At 55.2% G+C, this 18,862-nt stretch carries 20 protein-coding genes; 15 read left to right on the top strand and 5 right to left on the bottom strand.

Features of this window, described 5'->3' with window-relative positions; genetic code table 11:
- Positions 1-36 precede the first annotated feature (36 nt).
- Positions 37-711 carry a PAS domain-containing protein gene (locus GS630_RS06820; RefSeq protein ID WP_171619036.1) on the bottom strand — a complete coding sequence of 225 codons (675 nt, stop codon included), beginning with the start codon at positions 709-711 and terminating at the stop codon, positions 37-39.
- Positions 712-956: 245 nt separating this feature from the next.
- Here GS630_RS06820 and GS630_RS06815 point away from each other — a divergent pair, with 245 nt between their 5' ends.
- The 11 genes from GS630_RS06815 (at position 957) to GS630_RS06765 (ending at position 11,404) form a co-directional block, all read left to right on the top strand.
- Positions 957-1,847 carry a YicC/YloC family endoribonuclease gene (locus tag GS630_RS06815; protein WP_171174019.1) on the top strand — a complete coding sequence of 297 codons (891 nt, stop codon included), beginning with the start codon at positions 957-959 and terminating at the stop codon, positions 1,845-1,847.
- Positions 1,848-1,864: 17 nt separating this feature from the next.
- Entirely contained in the window at positions 1,865-2,506 is a 642-nt protein-coding gene (gene gmk, locus GS630_RS06810) for a guanylate kinase (RefSeq protein WP_171090030.1), read from the top strand.
- A complete protein-coding gene (locus GS630_RS06805; RefSeq protein ID WP_171174017.1) occupies positions 2,503-3,027 on the top strand; it encodes a gamma carbonic anhydrase family protein in 525 nt (174 codons plus the stop codon). Before gmk ends, GS630_RS06805 begins: the two co-directional genes overlap by 4 nt.
- A gap of 28 nt (positions 3,028-3,055) precedes the next feature.
- Entirely contained in the window at positions 3,056-4,102 is a 1,047-nt protein-coding gene (locus tag GS630_RS06800) for an ATP-binding protein (RefSeq protein ID WP_171238858.1), read from the top strand.
- Between the two features lie 193 nt (positions 4,103-4,295).
- A complete protein-coding gene (locus GS630_RS06795; protein WP_171090036.1) occupies positions 4,296-5,336 on the top strand; it encodes a substrate-binding domain-containing protein in 1,041 nt (346 codons plus the stop codon).
- A 93-nt stretch (positions 5,337-5,429) separates the two neighbouring features.
- Positions 5,430-6,902, top strand: coding sequence for a phosphate ABC transporter permease subunit PstC (gene pstC / locus GS630_RS06790; protein ID WP_171174013.1), 1,473 nt, complete (start codon positions 5,430-5,432; stop codon positions 6,900-6,902).
- Positions 6,899-8,230, top strand: a complete 1,332-nt coding sequence (pstA, locus tag GS630_RS06785; RefSeq protein ID WP_171619034.1) for a phosphate ABC transporter permease PstA — start codon at positions 6,899-6,901, stop codon at positions 8,228-8,230. The genes pstC and pstA overlap by 4 nt, the downstream gene beginning before the upstream one ends.
- 12 nt (positions 8,231-8,242) lie before the next feature.
- Positions 8,243-9,040 (top strand): phosphate ABC transporter ATP-binding protein PstB, encoded by a 798-nt coding sequence (gene pstB, locus GS630_RS06780; protein WP_171619032.1) that lies wholly within the window; start codon positions 8,243-8,245, stop codon positions 9,038-9,040.
- 16 nt (positions 9,041-9,056) lie between these two features.
- On the top strand, positions 9,057-9,758 hold the full coding sequence (phoU, locus tag GS630_RS06775; protein WP_171090044.1) for a phosphate signaling complex protein PhoU: 702 nt from the start codon (positions 9,057-9,059) through the stop codon (positions 9,756-9,758).
- Between the two features lie 12 nt (positions 9,759-9,770).
- Positions 9,771-10,460 (top strand): phosphate regulon transcriptional regulator PhoB, encoded by a 690-nt coding sequence (gene phoB / locus GS630_RS06770; protein ID WP_171090046.1) that lies wholly within the window; start codon positions 9,771-9,773, stop codon positions 10,458-10,460.
- 176 nt (positions 10,461-10,636) lie between these two features.
- Positions 10,637-11,404, top strand: coding sequence for an SDR family oxidoreductase (locus tag GS630_RS06765; RefSeq protein WP_171174008.1), 768 nt, complete (start codon positions 10,637-10,639; stop codon positions 11,402-11,404).
- Here the strand turns inward: GS630_RS06765 and GS630_RS06760 are convergent.
- Both GS630_RS06760 and GS630_RS06755 read right to left on the bottom strand, forming a co-directional pair.
- Complete coding sequence (locus GS630_RS06760; protein ID WP_171619030.1) at positions 11,401-12,270, bottom strand: acyl-CoA thioesterase II; 870 nt, start codon at positions 12,268-12,270, stop codon at positions 11,401-11,403. The genes GS630_RS06765 and GS630_RS06760 overlap by 4 nt on opposite strands.
- 52 nt (positions 12,271-12,322) lie before the next feature.
- On the bottom strand, positions 12,323-13,555 hold the full coding sequence (locus GS630_RS06755; protein ID WP_171711917.1) for a serine hydrolase: 1,233 nt from the start codon (positions 13,553-13,555) through the stop codon (positions 12,323-12,325).
- A 195-nt stretch (positions 13,556-13,750) separates the two neighbouring features.
- On the opposite strand from GS630_RS06755, the gene GS630_RS06750 reads away from it, so the two are divergent.
- A complete protein-coding gene (locus GS630_RS06750) occupies positions 13,751-14,362 on the top strand; it encodes a 2-hydroxychromene-2-carboxylate isomerase (RefSeq protein WP_171619026.1) in 612 nt (203 codons plus the stop codon).
- 18 nt (positions 14,363-14,380) lie between these two features.
- Here GS630_RS06750 and GS630_RS06745 read toward each other — a convergent pair whose 3' ends face one another.
- Both GS630_RS06745 and GS630_RS06740 read right to left on the bottom strand, forming a co-directional pair.
- Entirely contained in the window at positions 14,381-15,415 is a 1,035-nt protein-coding gene (locus tag GS630_RS06745; protein WP_171619024.1) for a phosphotransferase, read from the bottom strand.
- Between the two features lie 14 nt (positions 15,416-15,429).
- The gene (locus GS630_RS06740) at positions 15,430-16,248 is read right to left on the bottom strand and encodes an SDR family oxidoreductase (RefSeq protein ID WP_171619022.1); all 819 of its coding nucleotides are present in this window, start codon (positions 16,246-16,248) and stop codon (positions 15,430-15,432) included.
- 149 nt (positions 16,249-16,397) lie between these two features.
- Between GS630_RS06740 and GS630_RS06735 the strand changes: the two genes are divergently transcribed.
- The 3 genes from GS630_RS06735 to GS630_RS06725 all read left to right on the top strand — a co-directional run bounded on the left by GS630_RS06735 (position 16,398) and on the right by GS630_RS06725 (position 18,724).
- On the top strand, positions 16,398-17,393 hold the full coding sequence (locus tag GS630_RS06735; RefSeq protein ID WP_171619020.1) for an NADPH:quinone oxidoreductase family protein: 996 nt from the start codon (positions 16,398-16,400) through the stop codon (positions 17,391-17,393).
- 129 nt (positions 17,394-17,522) lie between these two features.
- Entirely contained in the window at positions 17,523-17,972 is a 450-nt protein-coding gene (gene aroQ / locus GS630_RS06730; RefSeq protein ID WP_171238848.1) for a type II 3-dehydroquinate dehydratase, read from the top strand.
- Entirely contained in the window at positions 17,969-18,724 is a 756-nt protein-coding gene (locus GS630_RS06725) for an autoinducer binding domain-containing protein (RefSeq protein WP_171711915.1), read from the top strand. The genes aroQ and GS630_RS06725 overlap by 4 nt, the downstream gene beginning before the upstream one ends.
- The last annotated feature ends 138 nt before the right edge of the window (positions 18,725-18,862 follow it).

Here is an 18,862-nt window from a genome sequence, read left to right as displayed (position 1 = left end):
GGGCCTTTGGTCCGCTGTTTTTCGTTTCAGGAAACGCTAATCGTCCCGTGACACGATCAATCGCAAATGCTTGGCAGGGTGTTTGAATTTTCCCTCGACTTCCGCAAACCCATGGGCCGGCGTTGGTTTCACTGGGATTTGGACGTGAATGTCAGACACCATTTTGATCCGCGTATCCGAGATTGAAAACCGCCGCGGCGTTTTTCCAATTGCCCCGTCAGCGATCATGACGCCCAGAACGCGGCTGACATCGCCCAGATCACTTTTCAGCGGCAGCAATATCATTCGGGCTTGCATAGGCGTGCGACCAAGTACTCCACCCGAAGTCATGCCCAACTCGGCAACAGCAGGGGCCGCGAACACTTGTTCCAGAACATCCTTAATGCCTGCGCGGTCATCAGGCTGGAAGAACGCAGTCAACGGCATACCCCGCACTTCCATACCCGCAAGCGCGTTCAAATGGCTTCCGGCTAGACGAAAACGGGCCAAGCCAGGCGCAATGCGCTCGAGTATAAACGTGTATTCCAGGATATTTTCCAGACCGCGCGGGTCAATCTGGGACCGCATCGGGACACTGTCACGATTCAGTAATGCGGTCCAATACGCCTCGGCCTGGCGGATCGGCGAAAGGCTGCGCCCATTGTCAAAGCGATCCATTGCGACGATCTTTCCAAATTCTGACCCGGAACCAATCCCGAATAAGGTTTTCATCTTCTTTACCCTTACGCCAAAAGGCTGCCATTTTTCTAAAATGCAACACATCGGGAGCAGCGGCAGCCTGCAAACCATTGCTCTGGGCAGTTTGACTCGGGTTAAATCAATTTTGGAGCAATTCTTTAACGAATGGTTAACTCGAACCAAACAATTGCGCTTTCAGCAAATACTTGCCCTGCACCGGTCAATGGCATTAGGTGCGACATGAGTGAGACGCATCAGGGCCAAATGAAGGGGCGGGTATGATCAGATCCATGACCGGGTTTGCCTCGGCACAGGGGCAGCACGGGCCACATAGCTGGACGTGGGAACTGCGCAGTGTGAACGGCAAGGGGCTCGACATGCGCCTGCGCGTGCCGGATTGGCTGACCGGGCTTGAGGCCGCGCTGCGGGCAAAACTGTCCAAATCCCTCAGCCGCGGGAATGTTACTCTGTCGATGCGCCTGAACCGCGAGGACTCGGCCCCAGAACTGGCTCTGAACGAGACAGCCATGAACGCTGCGCTGACCGCTCTTGAGCAGGCAGAACAGATGGCCTCGGCGCGTGGCATAACTCTGGCCCCATCGCGTGCCTCAGACCTGTTGGCGTTAAAGGGAATGCTGGATGCGGGATCGGATTCAGATGATCCGGGGCCACTGGTTGCCCACCTCACGGCTGAATTTGACGCTCTTGTCGACGCGTTCTTGGATATGCGCCGAACAGAGGGCGCCGCGTTGGCAGCGGTTCTGAACACGCAACTGGATCAGGTCGCCACGCTGACCGCGAAAGCGGCAGAACTGGCCGAACATCGCAGGGATAATATGGCACAGGCCTTGCGGGAAAATCTGGCGCGGGTGCTGGACAATTCACAAGGCGCCGACCCGGAACGAGTTGCGCAGGAATTGGCCCTGATCGCAGTTAAGGCCGATATCACGGAAGAAATCGACCGATTAACAGCACATGTCAAAGCCGCGCGCGATCTGTTGGGGAAAAACAGTGCCGTCGGCCGCAAGCTGGATTTCCTGATGCAGGAGTTCAACCGCGAAGCCAACACACTGTGTTCCAAAGCCCAAAGCTCGGATCTGACAGCTGTTGGGCTTGAGCTAAAAGCGGTGATCGATCAAATGCGCGAGCAAGTGCAGAACGTAGAATAAGAATGGGAACATCTGACATGGCGGATCGCCGCGGCCTTTTAATCATCCTGTCTTCTCCGTCCGGGGCAGGCAAATCCACGTTGGCCAAACGGCTGATGGCCTGGGACACAGATCTGGAATTCTCGATCTCGGCCACGACCCGCGCACCGCGTCCCGGTGAAGAACATGGGCGCGAGTATTTCTTTCTGTCAGAGGACGAGTTCAAGCAACAAGTGGCCGAAGGGCAGATGCTGGAGCACGCCCATGTTTTCGGGAACTTCTACGGTTCACCGGCGGAACCCGTGCGCAATTCGATCAACACTGGCAAGGATGTTCTGTTCGACGTTGATTGGCAAGGTGAGGTGCAGATCAGAAACTCTGACCTTGGCAAACATGCCCTGTCGATCTTCATTCTACCACCGTCGATCCCCGAACTGCGCCGCCGTCTTGAGACACGTGGTCAGGACAGCGATGACGTCATTGGCAAGCGCATGCTCAAAAGCTGGGATGAGATCAGCCACTGGGGCTATTACGACTATGTCCTGATTAATGATGATCTTGAGGCAACCGAAGAAAAGCTGAAGACCATTGTCAGCGCCGAGCGAATGCGCCGTATCCAGCAACCAAAGCTGCAACAGCATGTGCGCAAATTGCAAAATGAGTTCGAGGGCCTGTCATGACCGTTTACGCCTTGGGAGATCACGCACCGGACTTACACGAGGACACATGGGTCGCGCCCGACGCCAACCTGATTGGCAAAGTGGTGTTGGAGCAGGGTGCCTCGGTTTGGTTTGGCTGTACGATACGCGCCGATCACGAAGAAATCCGCGTAGGCGCGGGAAGCAACGTGCAGGAGAATTGCGTCATGCATATCGATGCGGGCTTTCCTTTGACCATCGGGGCAAACTGCACGATCGGGCATAAGGTCATGCTTCATGGTTGTACAATTGGAGACAACTCACTGATCGGTATGGGCGCGATCATTTTGAACGGCGCAAAGATCGGGCGAAATTGTCTGATTGGGGCAGGGGCCCTGATCACCGAGGGCAAAGAAATTCCAGACAATTCGCTGGTCATGGGTGCGCCGGGCAAAGTTGTGCGACAGTTGGACGAGGCATCGGCGCAACGCATCACACTCAGCGCACTTCACTATCAGGAAAACATGCGCAAGTTTCGCAAAACTTTAAAACCTGTCTCGTAAGGCGTTCGGGCCAATTGAGTTTTAAGTCATGTCCACCGAGCTGTTAGACGAATTTGTCCAAGCGATTCCGATGCCCGCGCTGATGGTGGATCAGACGGAACGGATCATTGCCGCCAATACCGATGCAAAGACTCTGCTTGGTCAGAATATCGTCGGACGCCACTTCGCCACGATCCTGCGGCAACCGCAGGTATTGGAAGCCATTGAACAAAGCCTCCAAACCAAAAGCACAAAAAAGACGCGCCACCTGTCCAATGACGGCGCGCAGGATACGACGTTTGAGGTTGATTGCCGCTATATGAACGGTGTTGGCGCGGTATCAGGTGGGGCTGTTTTGGCCTCATTTCAGGACATCACCCATCTGGAACACGCCAGCCAGATGCGGCGGGATTTTGTGGCCAATGTCAGCCACGAGTTGCGCACCCCGCTGACCGCGTTGATGGGCTTTATCGAAACCTTACGTGGCCCGGCGCGCGATGATCCAGGCGCGCGGGAGAGGTTTCTTCAGATCATGACGGATGAAGCCAACAGAATGAACCGATTGGTTGGCGATCTTCTGTCTCTCAATCGGGTCGAAAGCGAAGAACGCGTCCGACCCATTGAACAGCTAGAACTAACGGGGCTGTTACAATCCATTCTGAACTCAGTGCGCCCTCTGGCCGAGGACGCAGGCGTGGCCTTGGTACTCGAAGCGCAGGACGGACCGGTGTCGGTCACCGGCGACAGCGACCAGTTGCGTCAGGTTTTCACCAACCTCGTCGAAAACGGCATAAAATACGGGGGCAGCGGCGGCAACGTGACAGTACGCGTTTTGTCCATGGAACGAGACACTGCGCTGAGGGGGCCGTCGGTGCGGGTTCAGGTCATCGACAAAGGCCCCGGCATAGATCCGATTCATCTGCCACGTCTGACAGAGCGATTCTATCGCGCGGACAGCCACAGATCCCGGCAACTGGGGGGAACAGGGCTTGGGCTTGCCATTGTCAAACACATCGTCAACCGGCACCGGGGACGGCTAAGAGTTGAGAGCGAATTGGGAAAAGGCTCTGTTTTTACGGTGATTTTGCCACGGTGACGCGTTGCCAGAGCGGACTTTAAAAACCGCCGCTTCGCCCAGTCGGATCACTTTACGACAAGTAAAGCGTTACAAAACGCATGTTGTCATAAAACCGTTACACACTTGTCACAAAAGGCTTACGCATGCGGCCTAGGGGTTCGCGCAGGATCATCATGGGGGTGATCAAACATACCTTTTCAGGGAGACTGAAATGTCCTTTGTAAAACTGTCGGCTTCTGCGCTGGCGATTGCTGCCGTCTCGGCAACCACTGCTGCTGCCCGTGACAACGTACAGGTTGCCGGTTCGTCGACCGTTCTGCCTTATGCTTCGATTGTTGCTGAACTGTTCGGTGAAAACACCGACTTCCCGACCCCGGTTGTAGAATCCGGCGGCTCTTCGGCCGGTCTGAAGCGTTTCTGTGAGGGTGTTGGCGAAAACACCATCGACGTTGCAAACGCATCGCGTAAAATCCGCGAAAAAGAAATCAAAGCCTGTGCCGAAAACGGCGTGACCGACATCATGGAAGTCCGCATCGGTTATGACGGCATCGTATTTGCCAGCCAGCAGTCGGGCCCTGCCTTCACTGCGTTCGAGCCTGCCGACATTTACAACGCCATCGGTTCGAAAGTCATGAAAGACGGCGCATTGGTCGACAACAGCTTCAACAGCTGGGCCGAGTTCAACGCCGATCTGCCGGACGTTGAAATCGCAATGTTCATCCCGGGCACCAAGCACGGCACCCGTGAAGTGTTCGAAGACAAAGTTTTGCTGGAAGGCTGCGAAGCCACTGGTGCCATGGAAGCCATGGTTGCAGGCGGCATGAGCGAGGATGACGCCGAAGACGCATGCCTGGACGTCCGCACCGACGGTAAGTCGGTCGACATCGACGGTGACTACACCGAAACTCTGGCGCGTATCGACACCAACCCCAACGGCATCGGCGTGTTCGGTCTGGCGTTCTATGAGAACAACACCGACAAGCTGAAAGTGGCCACCATGGGCGGTATCGCACCGTCGACCGAGACCATCGCGTCGGGTGAATACCCTGTGTCGCGTCCGCTGTTCTTCTACGTCAAGAAAGCGCATATCGGCGTGATCCCTGGCCTGAAAGAATACGCACAGTTCTTTACTGCTGACGAAATCGCAGGCGGTTCCGGCCCTCTGGCCAACTACGGCCTGGTTGCAGATCCTGAGCTGGCCAAGACCCAGGACGCCATCGCTAACGAAGTTACCATGGGTTCGGGAAGCTAATCCCGCCTTTGGCTTGAATAACCGGGGGCGGCAACTTATGCCGCCCCCAACTGTGTTTTCCGAAATTCCCAGCCAAGACCTTACGGGGGTGTCATGCCGATACTATGGCTCTTTCTGATCGTGCTTGCGATCGCCGCAGTCGGTTATGTGTCAGGACGCGCACGCGCCTTGCAAAGCGCCGGTGGAGACAGCAGGAACCTGCACTCGCTGCCAACTTACTACGGTGCAAATGTAGCCCTCAAGGCCGTTGTCCCCGCCTTTGGTCTACTGATCATTTGGCTGCTGGCACAGCCACTTTACGTGTCGTCTCAGGTTTCCGAAATGATCCCAGAGACTTCCGTCAAAGAAGGCTCGTCACTAAGCCTGGTTATGGCTGAAGTACGCCGCACGGCGGACGGGCTGAACAACGCTGTGGCCGCCGGCGTACTTTCGGAAGATCAGGCCCGCAACGCGCGCGCGGACGTAACCGACGTGACGCAACGCCTGAAAGATGCCGGGCAGGTGGTGACGTCCGAGATCACTCAGCCAGTTCTGCGAGCTGCACAAAGCTACCGCGCCATGAACTCCACCGGTTACGCGATCATGACGGGTGCGGTCATTCTGGTGGCTCTGATTGGAGCCGCAATCAGTTGGTTTCAGACACATTCCGACTACCGTGCCCGCAACGTGGTCGAGCAGGGGATACGCTTTCTGCTTCTGGCTGCGGCATCTATCGCGATTCTGACGACCATCGGAATCGTTCTGTCGCTGGTCTTCAACACGTGGGAGTTCTTCAAGCTCTATCCCGCGTCTGACTTCTTCTTTGGGACAACCTGGGCGCCCAGCTTTTCGGGCCGCGGCGGCGCATCGGATCTAGGGATCATTCCTCTGCTGTGGGGCACGTTCTATATCTCGCTGGTGGCTCTGCTGGTGGCTGTTCCTATCGGACTGTTTGCCGCGATTTACCTCAGCGAATACGCCTCATCCCGCGTGCGCTCTGTCGCAAAGCCGCTGCTTGAGGTTCTGGCCGGGATCCCGACCATCGTTTACGGTCTGTTTGCCCTGTTGACTGTCGGCCCGCTTTTGCTGGACGTGTTCGGCGATAACGGTTTGGGCTGGATGAAGGCAGGTACAGCCGTAATGACCGCCGGTATTGTGATGGGGATCATGCTGATCCCATTTGTTTCGTCTCTGTCTGACGACATCATCAACGCGGTACCTCAGGCGATGCGCGACGGATCTTACGGTTTGGGTGCGACCCAATCCGAGACCATTCGCCAAGTTGTTCTGCCAGCCGCATTGCCCGGTATCGTGGGTGCGATCCTGCTGGCGGCATCGCGGGCGATCGGTGAAACCATGATCGTGGTTTTGGGGGCAGGGGCCGCCGCCCGGCTCAGCCTCAATCCTTTTGAAGCAATGACAACCGTCACCGCCAAAATCGTCAGTCAGTTGACCGGCGACGCGGACTTCGCCTCGCCCGAGGCGCTAGTCGCCTTTGCCCTTGGCATGACCCTTTTCATCCTCACGCTGGGGCTCAACGTTTTTGCCCTCTACATCGTGCGTAAGTATCGGGAGCAGTACGAATGACCGACGCAAGCATGGACAGCCCGAACACGACCCGCCACGCGACTTCTTTGATGGCCACGGATGCACGGACAAAGAAGCGAGCGAATGCAGAAAAACGCTTTCGGGCCTACGGCATCGTTGCAATCGCGACCGGGCTTTTCTTTCTGATCGTGCTGTTCGCTTCGATCCTTTCGCAGGGCATCCCAGCCTTTCAGCGTACCGTCGTGAGCGTCGAGTTCACACTGTCGCCGGCACAACGCGACGAAGCGGAAGGCACTCTGTTCAAGACCAAAGCCTATTCCGACCTGTTTATCGGTGCGCTGAACGATCAGTTGACCGAAAGCGGTGTCACCGTCGATTTCGATCAGGACGCGATTGAGCGTCTTTTGGGTAAAGTGGGTGGCACGATCCGCACCTTTTACGCGGACAACCCAGACAAACTGGGGGAAGCGGTACAGTTCGATCTGGCCGCCTCAAGCCGGGTTGACGGATACTTCAAGGGACGCGTTTCACGTGACACCCTGCAAGACAGCCGCTTTCTGCAACTGAGCGACTTGGATCTGGTTGATGCGCTGAAAGAGGCGGGGATCATCAAACAGGCATTTAACTGGCCCTTCATTACAGGTGCAGACTCGGGCGTGGACAACCCCGGAGGGGCGGGCATCGGCGCTTCGGTTGTTGGTTCGTTCTTCATGATGCTGGTGGTTTTGGCGCTGTCATTGCCCATCGGTGTCGCGGCTTCGATTTACCTTGAGGAATTCGCACCGCAGAACCGATTTACTGACCTGATTGAGGTGAACATCTCGAACCTCGCCGCTGTTCCGTCGATTGTGTTCGGTATTCTGGGTCTGGCCGTGTTCATCCAGTTTATGCATCTGCCGCAATCGGCGCCCTTGGTCGGTGGTCTGGTGCTGACCCTGATGACGTTGCCGACAATCATCATCTCGACCCGCGCTTCGCTGAAGGCAGTTCCCCCGTCGATCCGTGACGCGGCGTTGGGGGTAGGGGCCTCGAAAATGCAGGCCGTGTTCCACCACGTTCTGCCGCTGGCCGCACCGGGTATTCTGACCGGCACCATCATTGGTCTGGCGCAAGCCCTGGGCGAGACCGCACCGTTGCTTCTGATCGGCATGGTGGGCTTTGTGGCCCGCGGATATCCCGATGGCTTCGTCGCTGGCTTCACCGAGCCGAACTCGGCCATGCCAGCGCAGATCTACACCTGGGCCGCGCGCGCCGATGTTGGGTTTTATGAGAAAGCCTGGGGCGGCATTATCATCCTTTTGATGTTCCTGCTGACCATGAATATCATCGCAATCATCCTGCGCCGCCGCTTTGAACGCCGCTGGTAAGAGGGGGCAACAATGAACGATATGACACGAGTGGAGAGAGCCGTGGACTCCAAAGACATCAAGATCAACGCCAAAAAGGTTCAGGTCTATTACGGCGACACTCACGCCATCAAAGACGTGGATGTTGCGATTGAAGACAAGACTGTGACCGCCTTTATCGGCCCGTCGGGCTGCGGCAAATCCACGTTTCTGCGCTGTCTGAACCGGATGAACGACACCATCGACATCTGCCGGGTCGAAGGCGATATCCTGCTGGATGGCGAAGACATCTACGACAAACGCGTTGACCCGGTTCAGCTGCGCGCCAAGGTGGGCATGGTGTTCCAAAAGCCGAACCCGTTCCCAAAATCGATCTACGATAACGTGGCCTATGGTCCACGCATTCACGGTCTTGCAAAGAACAAGGCAGAACTGGATGAAATCGTTGAAAAATCCCTGCGTCGTGGCGCGATCTGGGATGAGGTAAAAGACCGCTTGGACACGCCCGGCACAGGTCTGTCGGGTGGTCAGCAACAGCGTCTGTGCATAGCACGCGCCGTTGCGACTGAACCCGAAGTTCTGCTGATGGACGAGCCATGCTCGGCGTTGGACCCAATTGCGACTGCGCAAGTTGAAGAACTGATTGACGAACTGCGCTCGCGCTATTCGGTGGTGATCGTGACCCACTCGATGCAGCAGGCTGCACGGGTCAGCCAGAAAACCGCCTTCTTCCATCTGGGAAATCTGGTCGAGTTCGGGGAAACCGGACAAATCTTTACCAACCCTGTAGATCCGCGCACGGAAAGCTACATCACCGGCCGTATCGGCTGAGTTCAGGTATTTGACAATGAGCGAACAACATATTGCATCCGTATTCGATCGCGATCTCGAGGCGATCCAAGCGCATATCATGAAGATGGGCGGCCTTGTCGAAGCCGCCATCATGAGCGCCGCGCGCTCGTTAGAGACCCGCGATGTGGAACTGGCGCAGCAAGTGCGGCAAGGCGACAAAGCCATCGATGCGCTGGAAGATATCATCGACGAAGAAACCGCGCGCCTGATCGCACTGCGTGCGCCCACAGCCAGCGATTTGCGGTTGGTTCTGTCTGTCCTGAAAGTCTCGGGCAATCTTGAGCGGATCGGTGATTATGCCAAGAACATCGCCAAACGCACCACGGTCCTGGTCGATGCGGGCGAGATCAACGGAAGTGCCGCAGCCCTGCGCCGCATGGCGCGCGAAGTCGAGCGGATGCTGCGCGATGCGCTGGATGCCTATATTCAACGCGATGCGGAACTGGCGACCGATGTCATCAACCGCGATGAAGATGTCGACCAGATGTATAATGGGCTGTTCCGAGAGTTTCTGACCTTCATGGCCGAGGATCCGCGCAATATCTCGTCCTGTATGCACCTGCATTTTATCGCCAAGAACATCGAGCGTATGGGCGATCACGTCACCTCGATTGCCGAGCAGGTGGTCTATCTGGTCACCGGAGAACGCCCAACCGAGGCACGGCCCAAGGCCGACACAACGTCGCAAACCGTGTAGGAGACGACCGAGATGTCCGCAGATCAACCGACAGTTCTGGTGGTTGAGGATGAACTGGCGCAACGCGAAGTGCTGGCCTACAACCTCGAAGCAGAAGGGTTTCGCGTCTCGAAAGCCGCCAGCGGCGATGAGGCCATGCTGCTGGTAGACGAAGATTGTCCGGATATCATCGTTCTGGATTGGATGATGCCGAACCTCAGCGGGATCGAAGTTTGTCGTCGCCTGAAAAGTCGTCCCGAGACACGTTCGATCCCGATTATCATGCTGTCGGCGCGCACGGAAGAAGTCGACAAAGTGCGTGGTCTGGAAACCGGTGCGGACGACTACGTGGTGAAACCGTACTCTGTTGTCGAATTGATGGCGCGCGTTCGCACACAGCTTCGCCGGGTTCGTCCGGCAACGGTTGGGATACGTCTGGAGTTTGACGACATCGTTCTGGATTCTGAGACACACAAAGTCAGCCGAGACAGCAAACCTTTGAAACTCGGTCCAACAGAGTTCCGTCTGCTTAGCACCTTCATGGAAAAGCCGGGCAGGGTCTGGAGCCGCGAACAATTGCTGGACCGCGTTTGGGGCCGAGACATCTATGTGGATACCCGAACTGTTGATGTCCACATTGGACGGCTGCGCAAAGCGTTGACGCAACATGGCGGTGAAGATCCAGTGCGGACCGTACGCGGCGCAGGGTACGCACTCGGATGAGCTGAAAGGCTTTTAAACCAAGAGCTTGCGAGCACTTGTTGACGGGATGACAGCATCTAAAAACCTTTCATAAATAATGCGTGTAATAGGTATTATGGTAAATAGTCACTAAGGTTGCTTAACCGTACGCATGTATTCAATGTCGATGTATTCCAACCGAGCGTATAGGAACGAAAATGGACCTTAGAAACAAAACAGTTGTCGTAACCGGTGCTGCGCATGGCATCGGTCGTGGACTGGCCAAACGTTTTGCCGATGAAGGTGCGCTTGTCGTGTGTTCCGATGTCGACGATGCCGGCGCGCAATCTGTGGCGGATCAGATCGATGGCCATGCATTTCCCTGCGATGTGTCCAACGAGGATCAAATCAAAGCACTGATAGAGTTCTCAGAAGACACTGTGGGTCCGATTGATTTGTTTTGCGCAAATGCCGGAATTCTGACGCTTGGCGGATTCGACGTTCCAGATGAAGACTGGGAGCGGATTTGGAAAATCAATGTGATGTCACATGTTTGGACAGCGCGGCATCTGGTTCCACGTATGATCGCTCGCGGTGGCGGATACATTCTGACAACCGCCTCAGCGGCCGGCTTGCTGAACCAACCAGGAGCCGCTCCGTATGCTGTAAGCAAACACGCTGCCGTCGGTTTCGCAGAATGGCTTGCACTGACATACAGATCACAAGGTTTACGGGTCTCGGTATTGTGCCCACAAGGTGTCCGGTCAAAAATGACCGAAGGACATGACGTGTCGGTTGCATCCATTGACGGTATGCTCGATCCCAGTGACGTCGCCGGAGCTTGCGTCAGAGCTATTGAGCAAGAACAATTCTTGGTCCTGCCGCATCCGCAAGTTCTGGATTACATGCAGCACAAATCAGCCGATTATGACAGGTGGTTATCGGGAATGGGTAAACTAAATCAAAAATTTACCAGCGACCTTTAGCCTTTTTTCTGAACCCTGCGCATTAACCCTTCCTGAGCTACAGAGGCGATCAACGTTCCGTCCTCGGAATAGATAGAGCCGCGGTTAAAACTTCGTCCCTGCCCCGTCCAGGGCGAATCCATTACATAGAGATGCCAATTCTGAAACTGAACAGGCGCATGAAACCAAAGCGCGTGATCCAGACTTGCGCCGTTGAACTCTCCGGTAAACCAGCTCAATCCATGTGGGCGCAAGCCTGAGGACATGAGGTTCATGTCAGAGGCATAGGCCAGCAATAGGTGCTGCGTAATTTCGTCCGCCGAAGCCGCAGCAGCCATGCGAAACCAGGTTTGGTTCCGATCATCCGACACCTTCGGCGTGAACGGATCCAAATGGTCCACATCGCGCACTTCGATCGGACGTTCTCGCAACAACTCGCCGCGTAGGCGCTCGGGCACTCGGTCAACATAAGACTGTCGCAACTCGGAACGGGACGGATAGCTTTCCGGCGCGTTCATAGTTGGCATCGGGTGCTGATGATCCCAGCCTTCGTCCTGCACGTGAAACGAAGCTGACATGTTCAGGATCTGCTTTCCGTGCTGAATGGCAACCACGCGTCGGGTTGTAAACGAACCTCCATCTCGCGCCCTATCAACTTGATAAATAACGGGCTTTTCAGGATCACCCGGACGAATGAAATACGCATGGAGGGAATGACACAGACGGTCTTCCACAGTTCGATATGCAGCGGCCAGAGCCTGTGCAATGACCTGTCCGCCGAAAATGCGTGTTTGTGTTTCACCCCCGGACCCCGTACCACGGAACAAATCGACTTCGAGTCGTTCAATGTCCAGAAGATCCAGTAAGATGCGTTCTGCTTCGGTCATGTTGTGCTCGCATGATCATTTGCTCGACCACCGGGTATCAGGCAGACAGAAATCATCCAATCATGGCCGCGTGAACCAGCGCTTTAAGCTCGGCCCGCGATGGGTACGAACTGGATGGCGACAATTGCGTAAAGAAAACGGCTGTCAGGTCATTCTGCCAATCAATCCAAAAGTAGGTCGAGGCCATACCGCCCCAACTGAAATCCCCAATCGAACCGGGCACCCGCACACGTCCGGGGTTCAAAACCACCGACCCCGCAAGGCCAAAGCCCATCCCCTCCATCGGCTGTTCCGCAAAACTTTTTGGACCCATCGATGCGATATCACCCGGTAAGTGATTGCGCATCATGAACTCTACGGTCTTGGATCCAAGCAAACGGTGGCCGTTCCCAGTGCCGCGATTGCGCAACATATCTGCAAACTTGGCGTAATCATCCAGTGTCGAAATCAAACCGCCGCCGCCTGATAAAGTCGTCGTGCTATTGAACGGCGATCCGTCATAGCTGTCGACCAATCGCAAGCTGTCGCCGCCCTGATCTGCTGAATTAAGCGCCATCGCGTCCCCTGCCAACGGTGTATAGAGCGACGCAAATCGGTCCCCTGCCCCAGGTGGCACCGAAAACCCGGTCTCACGCATGTCCAGCGGTTCAAATACGTGCTGTTGAAAGAATTGATCCAGCGTCTGACCTGATACCACCTCGATCACACGACCCAAAACATCTGTGCCGACCGAATACTCCCAACGCGCACCGGGCTGAAAGGCCAAAGGAAACCGTGCCAGATCCCGGACGCGATCTTCCAAAAGCCCTTGATCAGGCTTGAACATAAGATCCTGTTCATCCATGGCTTGGGGCAGAATTCCGGGGTTGAAGGGATAGCTAAAACCACTGGTATGAGTCATCATCTGATGCAAGCTTGGCGATGGAGCGTCTTCCGTCTGCTCCAAAGTTTCAGCTCCTGCAACAAGCGCGCGCATTTCTTTGAATTCAGGAAGGAAATCAGACAGCGGAGCGTCCAGATGAAATAACCCGCGCTCAGCCAGAATCATCAGGGCAACCGATGTAATCGGCTTGGTCATGGAATAGATGCGCACCAGTGTATCGCGTTGAAATGGCAGGTTGACTTCCCGATTGCGCAGACCGCTTGCGTGATAAAAGGCTTCGGACCCGCTTTGCCGCAACAGAAAAGACGACCCTGCGTATTTTCGTTGCTCAACATAGCGGTCCATCCAGGCCCGAATATGATCCAATCGCGACGGATCAAAACTTACGTTTTGGTGGGGCATTCGACCTCTTCCATCTGGTTTCCGTGCTGAGTGTGTCGGTTTAAGGGGCGAGTTAACAGAGAATTTTTTTACTAGTAGGTAGCTTCCCCAAAGACTTCGCAAGCCCGCGTTGCGATGAAGTGTTAAACTGAGGCTGGCCTGGATTCGAAAGGGCTGACAGAGTCAGGTATCACCAGACCACTGGAAAGGAACACCATGACGCAAAGCATAGATTTTGTTTATGATTTTTGCAGCCCAAATGCCTTTTTGGCGCATAAAACGTTGCCAGAGCTTTCGGCACGGTATGATGTTAAGTTCACTTATGTCCCTGTCCTACTACCTATCGTGTTCAAAGCGACCCATAACCAAAGCCCGTTTCAAGCCTTTTCCGAGAACCGCCAGAAAACAGCGTATCTCACGCATGACCTGCACCGCTTTGCGCGTCGGCGTGGATTGAGTTTTCACATGAGTCCGCATTTTCCGATGAACACAAAATTCGCGATGCGCGGCGCGCATTTTGCAAGGGGAAAATCTTGGGAAAGTAAATACATAAGCGCGGTTTTTGATGCGATTTGGGTGCACGGGCAAAAGGTCGATGAGCTCGCCGTGCTGATCGACATCTTGCAAGAGAACGAACTGCCCGTTCGCAAGATCCGCGAGGCAATGAGCGATCCTGACGTCAAACAGGACTTGAAAGATCAAACCAAAGCCAACGTGCGACGCGGAGTATTTGGTGTTCCAAGCCTGTTCGTCGGGCCCGAGATGTTCTTTGGCAAGAACAGTCTGCCCAATGTCGAAGTTGAGCTTCTAATGTCAAACGGCGTGTAAAACCTGTAACTTACAGGTTTATGTGAAAGTGCCGTGAAGCGCTTTCAGACCGTGCTGCGCGAACAGGGGAACATAAGCGCCGTATGCCTTGGCTCGCTCTGGGTCAGAGGCATTTCCATCCAGCGCGCGTTTATAGACACCTTGCAGAATTCCAGCCATGCGAAAGAAATTGAAAGCTAGGTAAAAACCGAAATTTTCAATTCCATCCAAACCGCGCCGCTTGCAGTATTGGGCGACAAAGGCCTGATCACTGGGCAAGCCCAGATTGCCGCGATCAACTCCGGCCAACCCGCGCCCTTGTTTTCCCGGAGGCAACTGCCACTGCATAATCACGGCTGCCAGATCTGCATAGGGATGCCCGATCGTTGACAGTTCCCAATCCAATACGCCGATACAGTCAGCGCTTTCAGCTGCGAACATCAGATTGTCTATACGATAGTCACCATGCACCAGCGTTCGCTGCCCGTCATCTTGCTGTACAGAGTTTTCAAGCTCGGAGGCCAAGGCATCCATGTCTTCGATCACCGAAGTCTCTGACGCACGATACTGTTTGGTCCAGCGCGAGATCTGACGCTCATAGTAATTGCCAGTCGGCCCATAATCGGACAACCCCACGGCATCGATGTCGACCATGTGCAACTGGGCAAGAACCCTGTTCATCTCATTCATCACGGCCGCGCGCGTTTCGTTGGTTTCGCCCTGCAGCGTTGGTTCGGGAAAAATTCTGCCGTGCAGACGCTCCATCACGTAGAAGGCCGAGCCTATGACGCTGTCGTCCTCGCACAGAAGAAACATCATGGGCACGGGCACTTGGCTGCCTGCCAGCGCGCTTTGAACTCTGAACTCGCGGTCTACGGCATGTGCCGATTTCAGAAGAACGCCAGGTGGCTTTCGCCTTAGCACATAGGTTTTGCCCGGCGTTCTAAGCTCAAATGTTGGATTGGACTGCCCAACTGAAAACTTTGTCGCCTCTAACGGACCTTCGTAACCAGAGAGATTTGCGCTGAGATACCTGTCTACCGCCGCAAGATCCAGATGGATGTCATTGCTCATGGCTTGCCTTCCAGTCACAGGGCTTCTGCAAAGATATTTCCGGCTGTTACCACATTGATTCCACCCGAAACCGGGATCACCGCACCGGTTACGTAGCTGCCGCCACGCCCGCACAGAAACAGCATACATCCTGCAATGTCTTCGTCGCGCCCGACCCGGCCCAATGGAACCGATTTGCCAACCTTTTCGCGTGTACCCTCGTCCGCCGTGGCAAACGCCGTCATACGAGAGACAAACGGTCCCGGCGCCAGCGCGTTAACCGTGATGTGGTATGGCGAAAGCTCTTTGGCCATGATCTTGGTCAGATGCAGAACCGCAGACTTTGAAGCCGAATAGCTGTACGCTCCGTCCCCCATGGGCACTTCACCCATCACAGACCCCACATTGACTATTCGGGCAGGATCATCGGCCGTTCCCGACTTCATCAGTATAGGCAAAAGCCGTTGGGTCAGCTCGAAAATCCCCGTCACATTGACGGACATCACCTTGCCCCACGCGTCATAAGGAAACTGGCCCAGCGGAGCACCCCACGACACACCGGAGTTATTCATAAGAATATCAAGTCGTTCGGTTCGGTCTTGAATGTCAGAAACAAGGCTGGCGATCCCTTCCTCGCTTCCGATATCTCCGCTAAACCCCTCGGCGCTGCCTGGCGCATCCAATGCGTTCAGTTCAGCGGCCACTTCGGCGCAGGCATCCCCTTTGCGCGACGCGATCAGAACACGCGCCCCCGCCCTGACCAGCGCCTCGGCCGCCATGCGCCCGATCCCTGTCGCGCCACCTGTGACCAGTGCAGTCTTGCCCTCAAGAGAAAACAGGGTGTCTGGCGTCATGATCGTGCTCCTCGTTTTTGTTCCCGCCTGTTAGAGCCTGCGCTGACCCGCTTAATGCCGTTACGGCAGTCAGCGGTCGTTCACGTTGACAAACCCATGTTCGGCACCAAAACTTCCTAATCACAAGTTACAGGCAGAACAGAGGTCTTATGCAAGCGTTACTCAGCGTCGCACCGGGCGGACCCGAAACACTGAAGCTTACCACCCTGCCCGATCCGCAGCCCGGTAAAGGGCAGCTGTTGGTAGACGTAAAAGCGGCCGGCGTGAACTTCCCGGATACGCTGATCATCCGGGATCTGTATCAGATTAAACCGCCCCGCCCATTTGCACCCGGCGGCGAAATCGCAGGTAAAGTGCTAGCCCTTGGTGAAAACGTCACGGGGTTCAAGATTGGCGACCGCATTTTGGCGCTTACAGGGCATGATGGGTTCGCGACCCACGCAACGATCCGTGCCGACAGCGCCATCAAGATACCTGATGCGATACCGTATGATGAGGCCGCTTGTTTCATTTTCACCTATGGTACGTCCTATCACGCACTGAAGGATCGGGCGAACCTGAAGACTAACGAAACTCTATTGGTTCTGGGGGCATCTGGTGGCGTCGGATCCGCGGCTATCGAACTTGGAAAAGCCATGGGCGCCAGAGTGATTGCCGGCGTCTCCTCTGCCGAAAAGGCCGAGTTTTGTCGCCAGATTGGCGCGGATGAGGTTGTCATCTACCCACGCGATTTGAACAAAGACGCGCAGAAAGCCTTTTCAGCCGAGGTCAAGAAGATCGCCGGTCCCAACGGCGTGGATGTGGTGTATGATGCTGTGGGCGGTGCATTGGCTGAACCGTCCTTACGCTGCATGGCCTGGAATGGACGCTATCTTGTGGTCGGTTTTCCCGCAGGTATTCCGCAGATCCCTTTAAACCTTCCGCTTTTGAAGGGCTGTCAAATCGTCGGCGTTTTCTGGGGCGCTTCTGTCTTCCGTGACCCCAAAGGCCATGCCCAGAACGTCGCGGATCTGTTCGCCTTTTATGCTTCAGGACAAATAAAGCCTCGTATCAGCGCGCGGTTCCCACTCGAACGCGCGCATGAGGCGCTCGAGCAGATGTCGCAGCGCGCGGTTCTCGGAAAACTGGTTGTCACAATGGGTTGAGCTGAACGCGAAACAACCACCTTGCGCGAGGGTTTGCACCAAAGTCGCAAATTGGAATTTGTAATGTAATGTCAGGTGGACAATCCGGCCTTTTGCTGTCTATGAACCATTAATGGGGATTGTATAGATATGCATAAAGTTCTGGTATTAAACGGACCTAACCTCAATCTACTTGGCACACGTCAGCCTGAGGTCTACGGCAGTACGACTTTACATATGATCGAGGAACGCTGCCGTCAGCATGGCGCGTCCGTTGGGCTGGACGTGTCGCATTTACAGTCCAACCACGAGGGCGTCTTACTTGACGCAATCCATGCCGCGCGCGGTGTGCAGTCTGGACTGATCCTGAATGCGGGCGCTTATACGCACACGTCGATTGCCCTGATGGATGCCATTGCCTCGGTTGAGCTGCCTTTGGTCGAAGTGCACCTGTCCAACATTCATGCCCGCGAACCCTTCAGGCACAAGTCTTATATCGCTCCGGTGGCACTGGGTCAGATTTGTGGTTTCGGCGCCGAGAGCTATATCCTGGCGTTGGACGCGCTGGCCGCGCATTTGAAGGCAGGTGACGCCGTATGACCTTGAAGGAATACCTGCGTTTTGTCAGCTATACCAAAACCATGGAAGACCTGTGGGATGCGCATTGTCGCCAGATGTCCCAGTATGGGTTCGAACGTCTTATCTATGGATATACGCTTTACAGAACTGCGACGTCTTTGGGCGATCCCGAAGACTTTGTAATTCTGACCAATCACAAGCGCGCCTATGTCGACGGATTTCTAAAGGACGGCCTGTACTTTCATGCCCCAATGTTGAAATGGGCATTGGACAACGAAGGCGCTGCAAGCTGGAAGATGCTCCAGGACATGAACTCCAGCGGCGCTTTTACGAACGAAGAACGCAAAGTGTATGAGTTCAACAAGTCCATGGGCGTTGTGGCTGGCTATACAGTCAGTTTCAACTCAGTCTCCATGCGATCGAAAGGCGCGATATCCCTTTCGGCAAAGTCCGGGATGAGCCAGGAAGAGATTGACTCGATCTGGGAAGAGCATGGCGAAGACATTCTGTTGATGAACAACGTCGCACACCTGAAAATTCTTACATTACCGTTCAACCCGCCAAACCGCGCGCTGACAAAACGGCAGCGGGAAGCCTTGCAGTGGGTGGGTGATGGCAAGACAACGCAAGACATCGCTTTGCTGATGGGGCTGACATCGGCCACGGTCGAAAAGCACCTGCGACTCGCGCGCGAAGCGTTGTCGGTCGAAACAACGGCGCAAGCTGTTCTCAAGGCATCGCTACACAATCAGATGTTCATAATGGAAGCCTGACCGCTAGATTTTGACGCCATCCCGCGTCAGTTTACCCTAGGTAAGGAAATCACTACTTTTCAGATCTATCCTAAAAGTTGCAAAGTGAGAGTGTTCCGTGAGTGGTGGCTTTAGCCAGGGAACATTCGATTGGATCTT

Source organism: Ruegeria sp. HKCCD7303 (genome assembly GCF_013111185.1).
Classification (GTDB): Bacteria; Pseudomonadota; Alphaproteobacteria; order Rhodobacterales; family Rhodobacteraceae; genus Ruegeria.
This window is presented reverse-complemented; position numbering and strand designations above follow the sequence as displayed.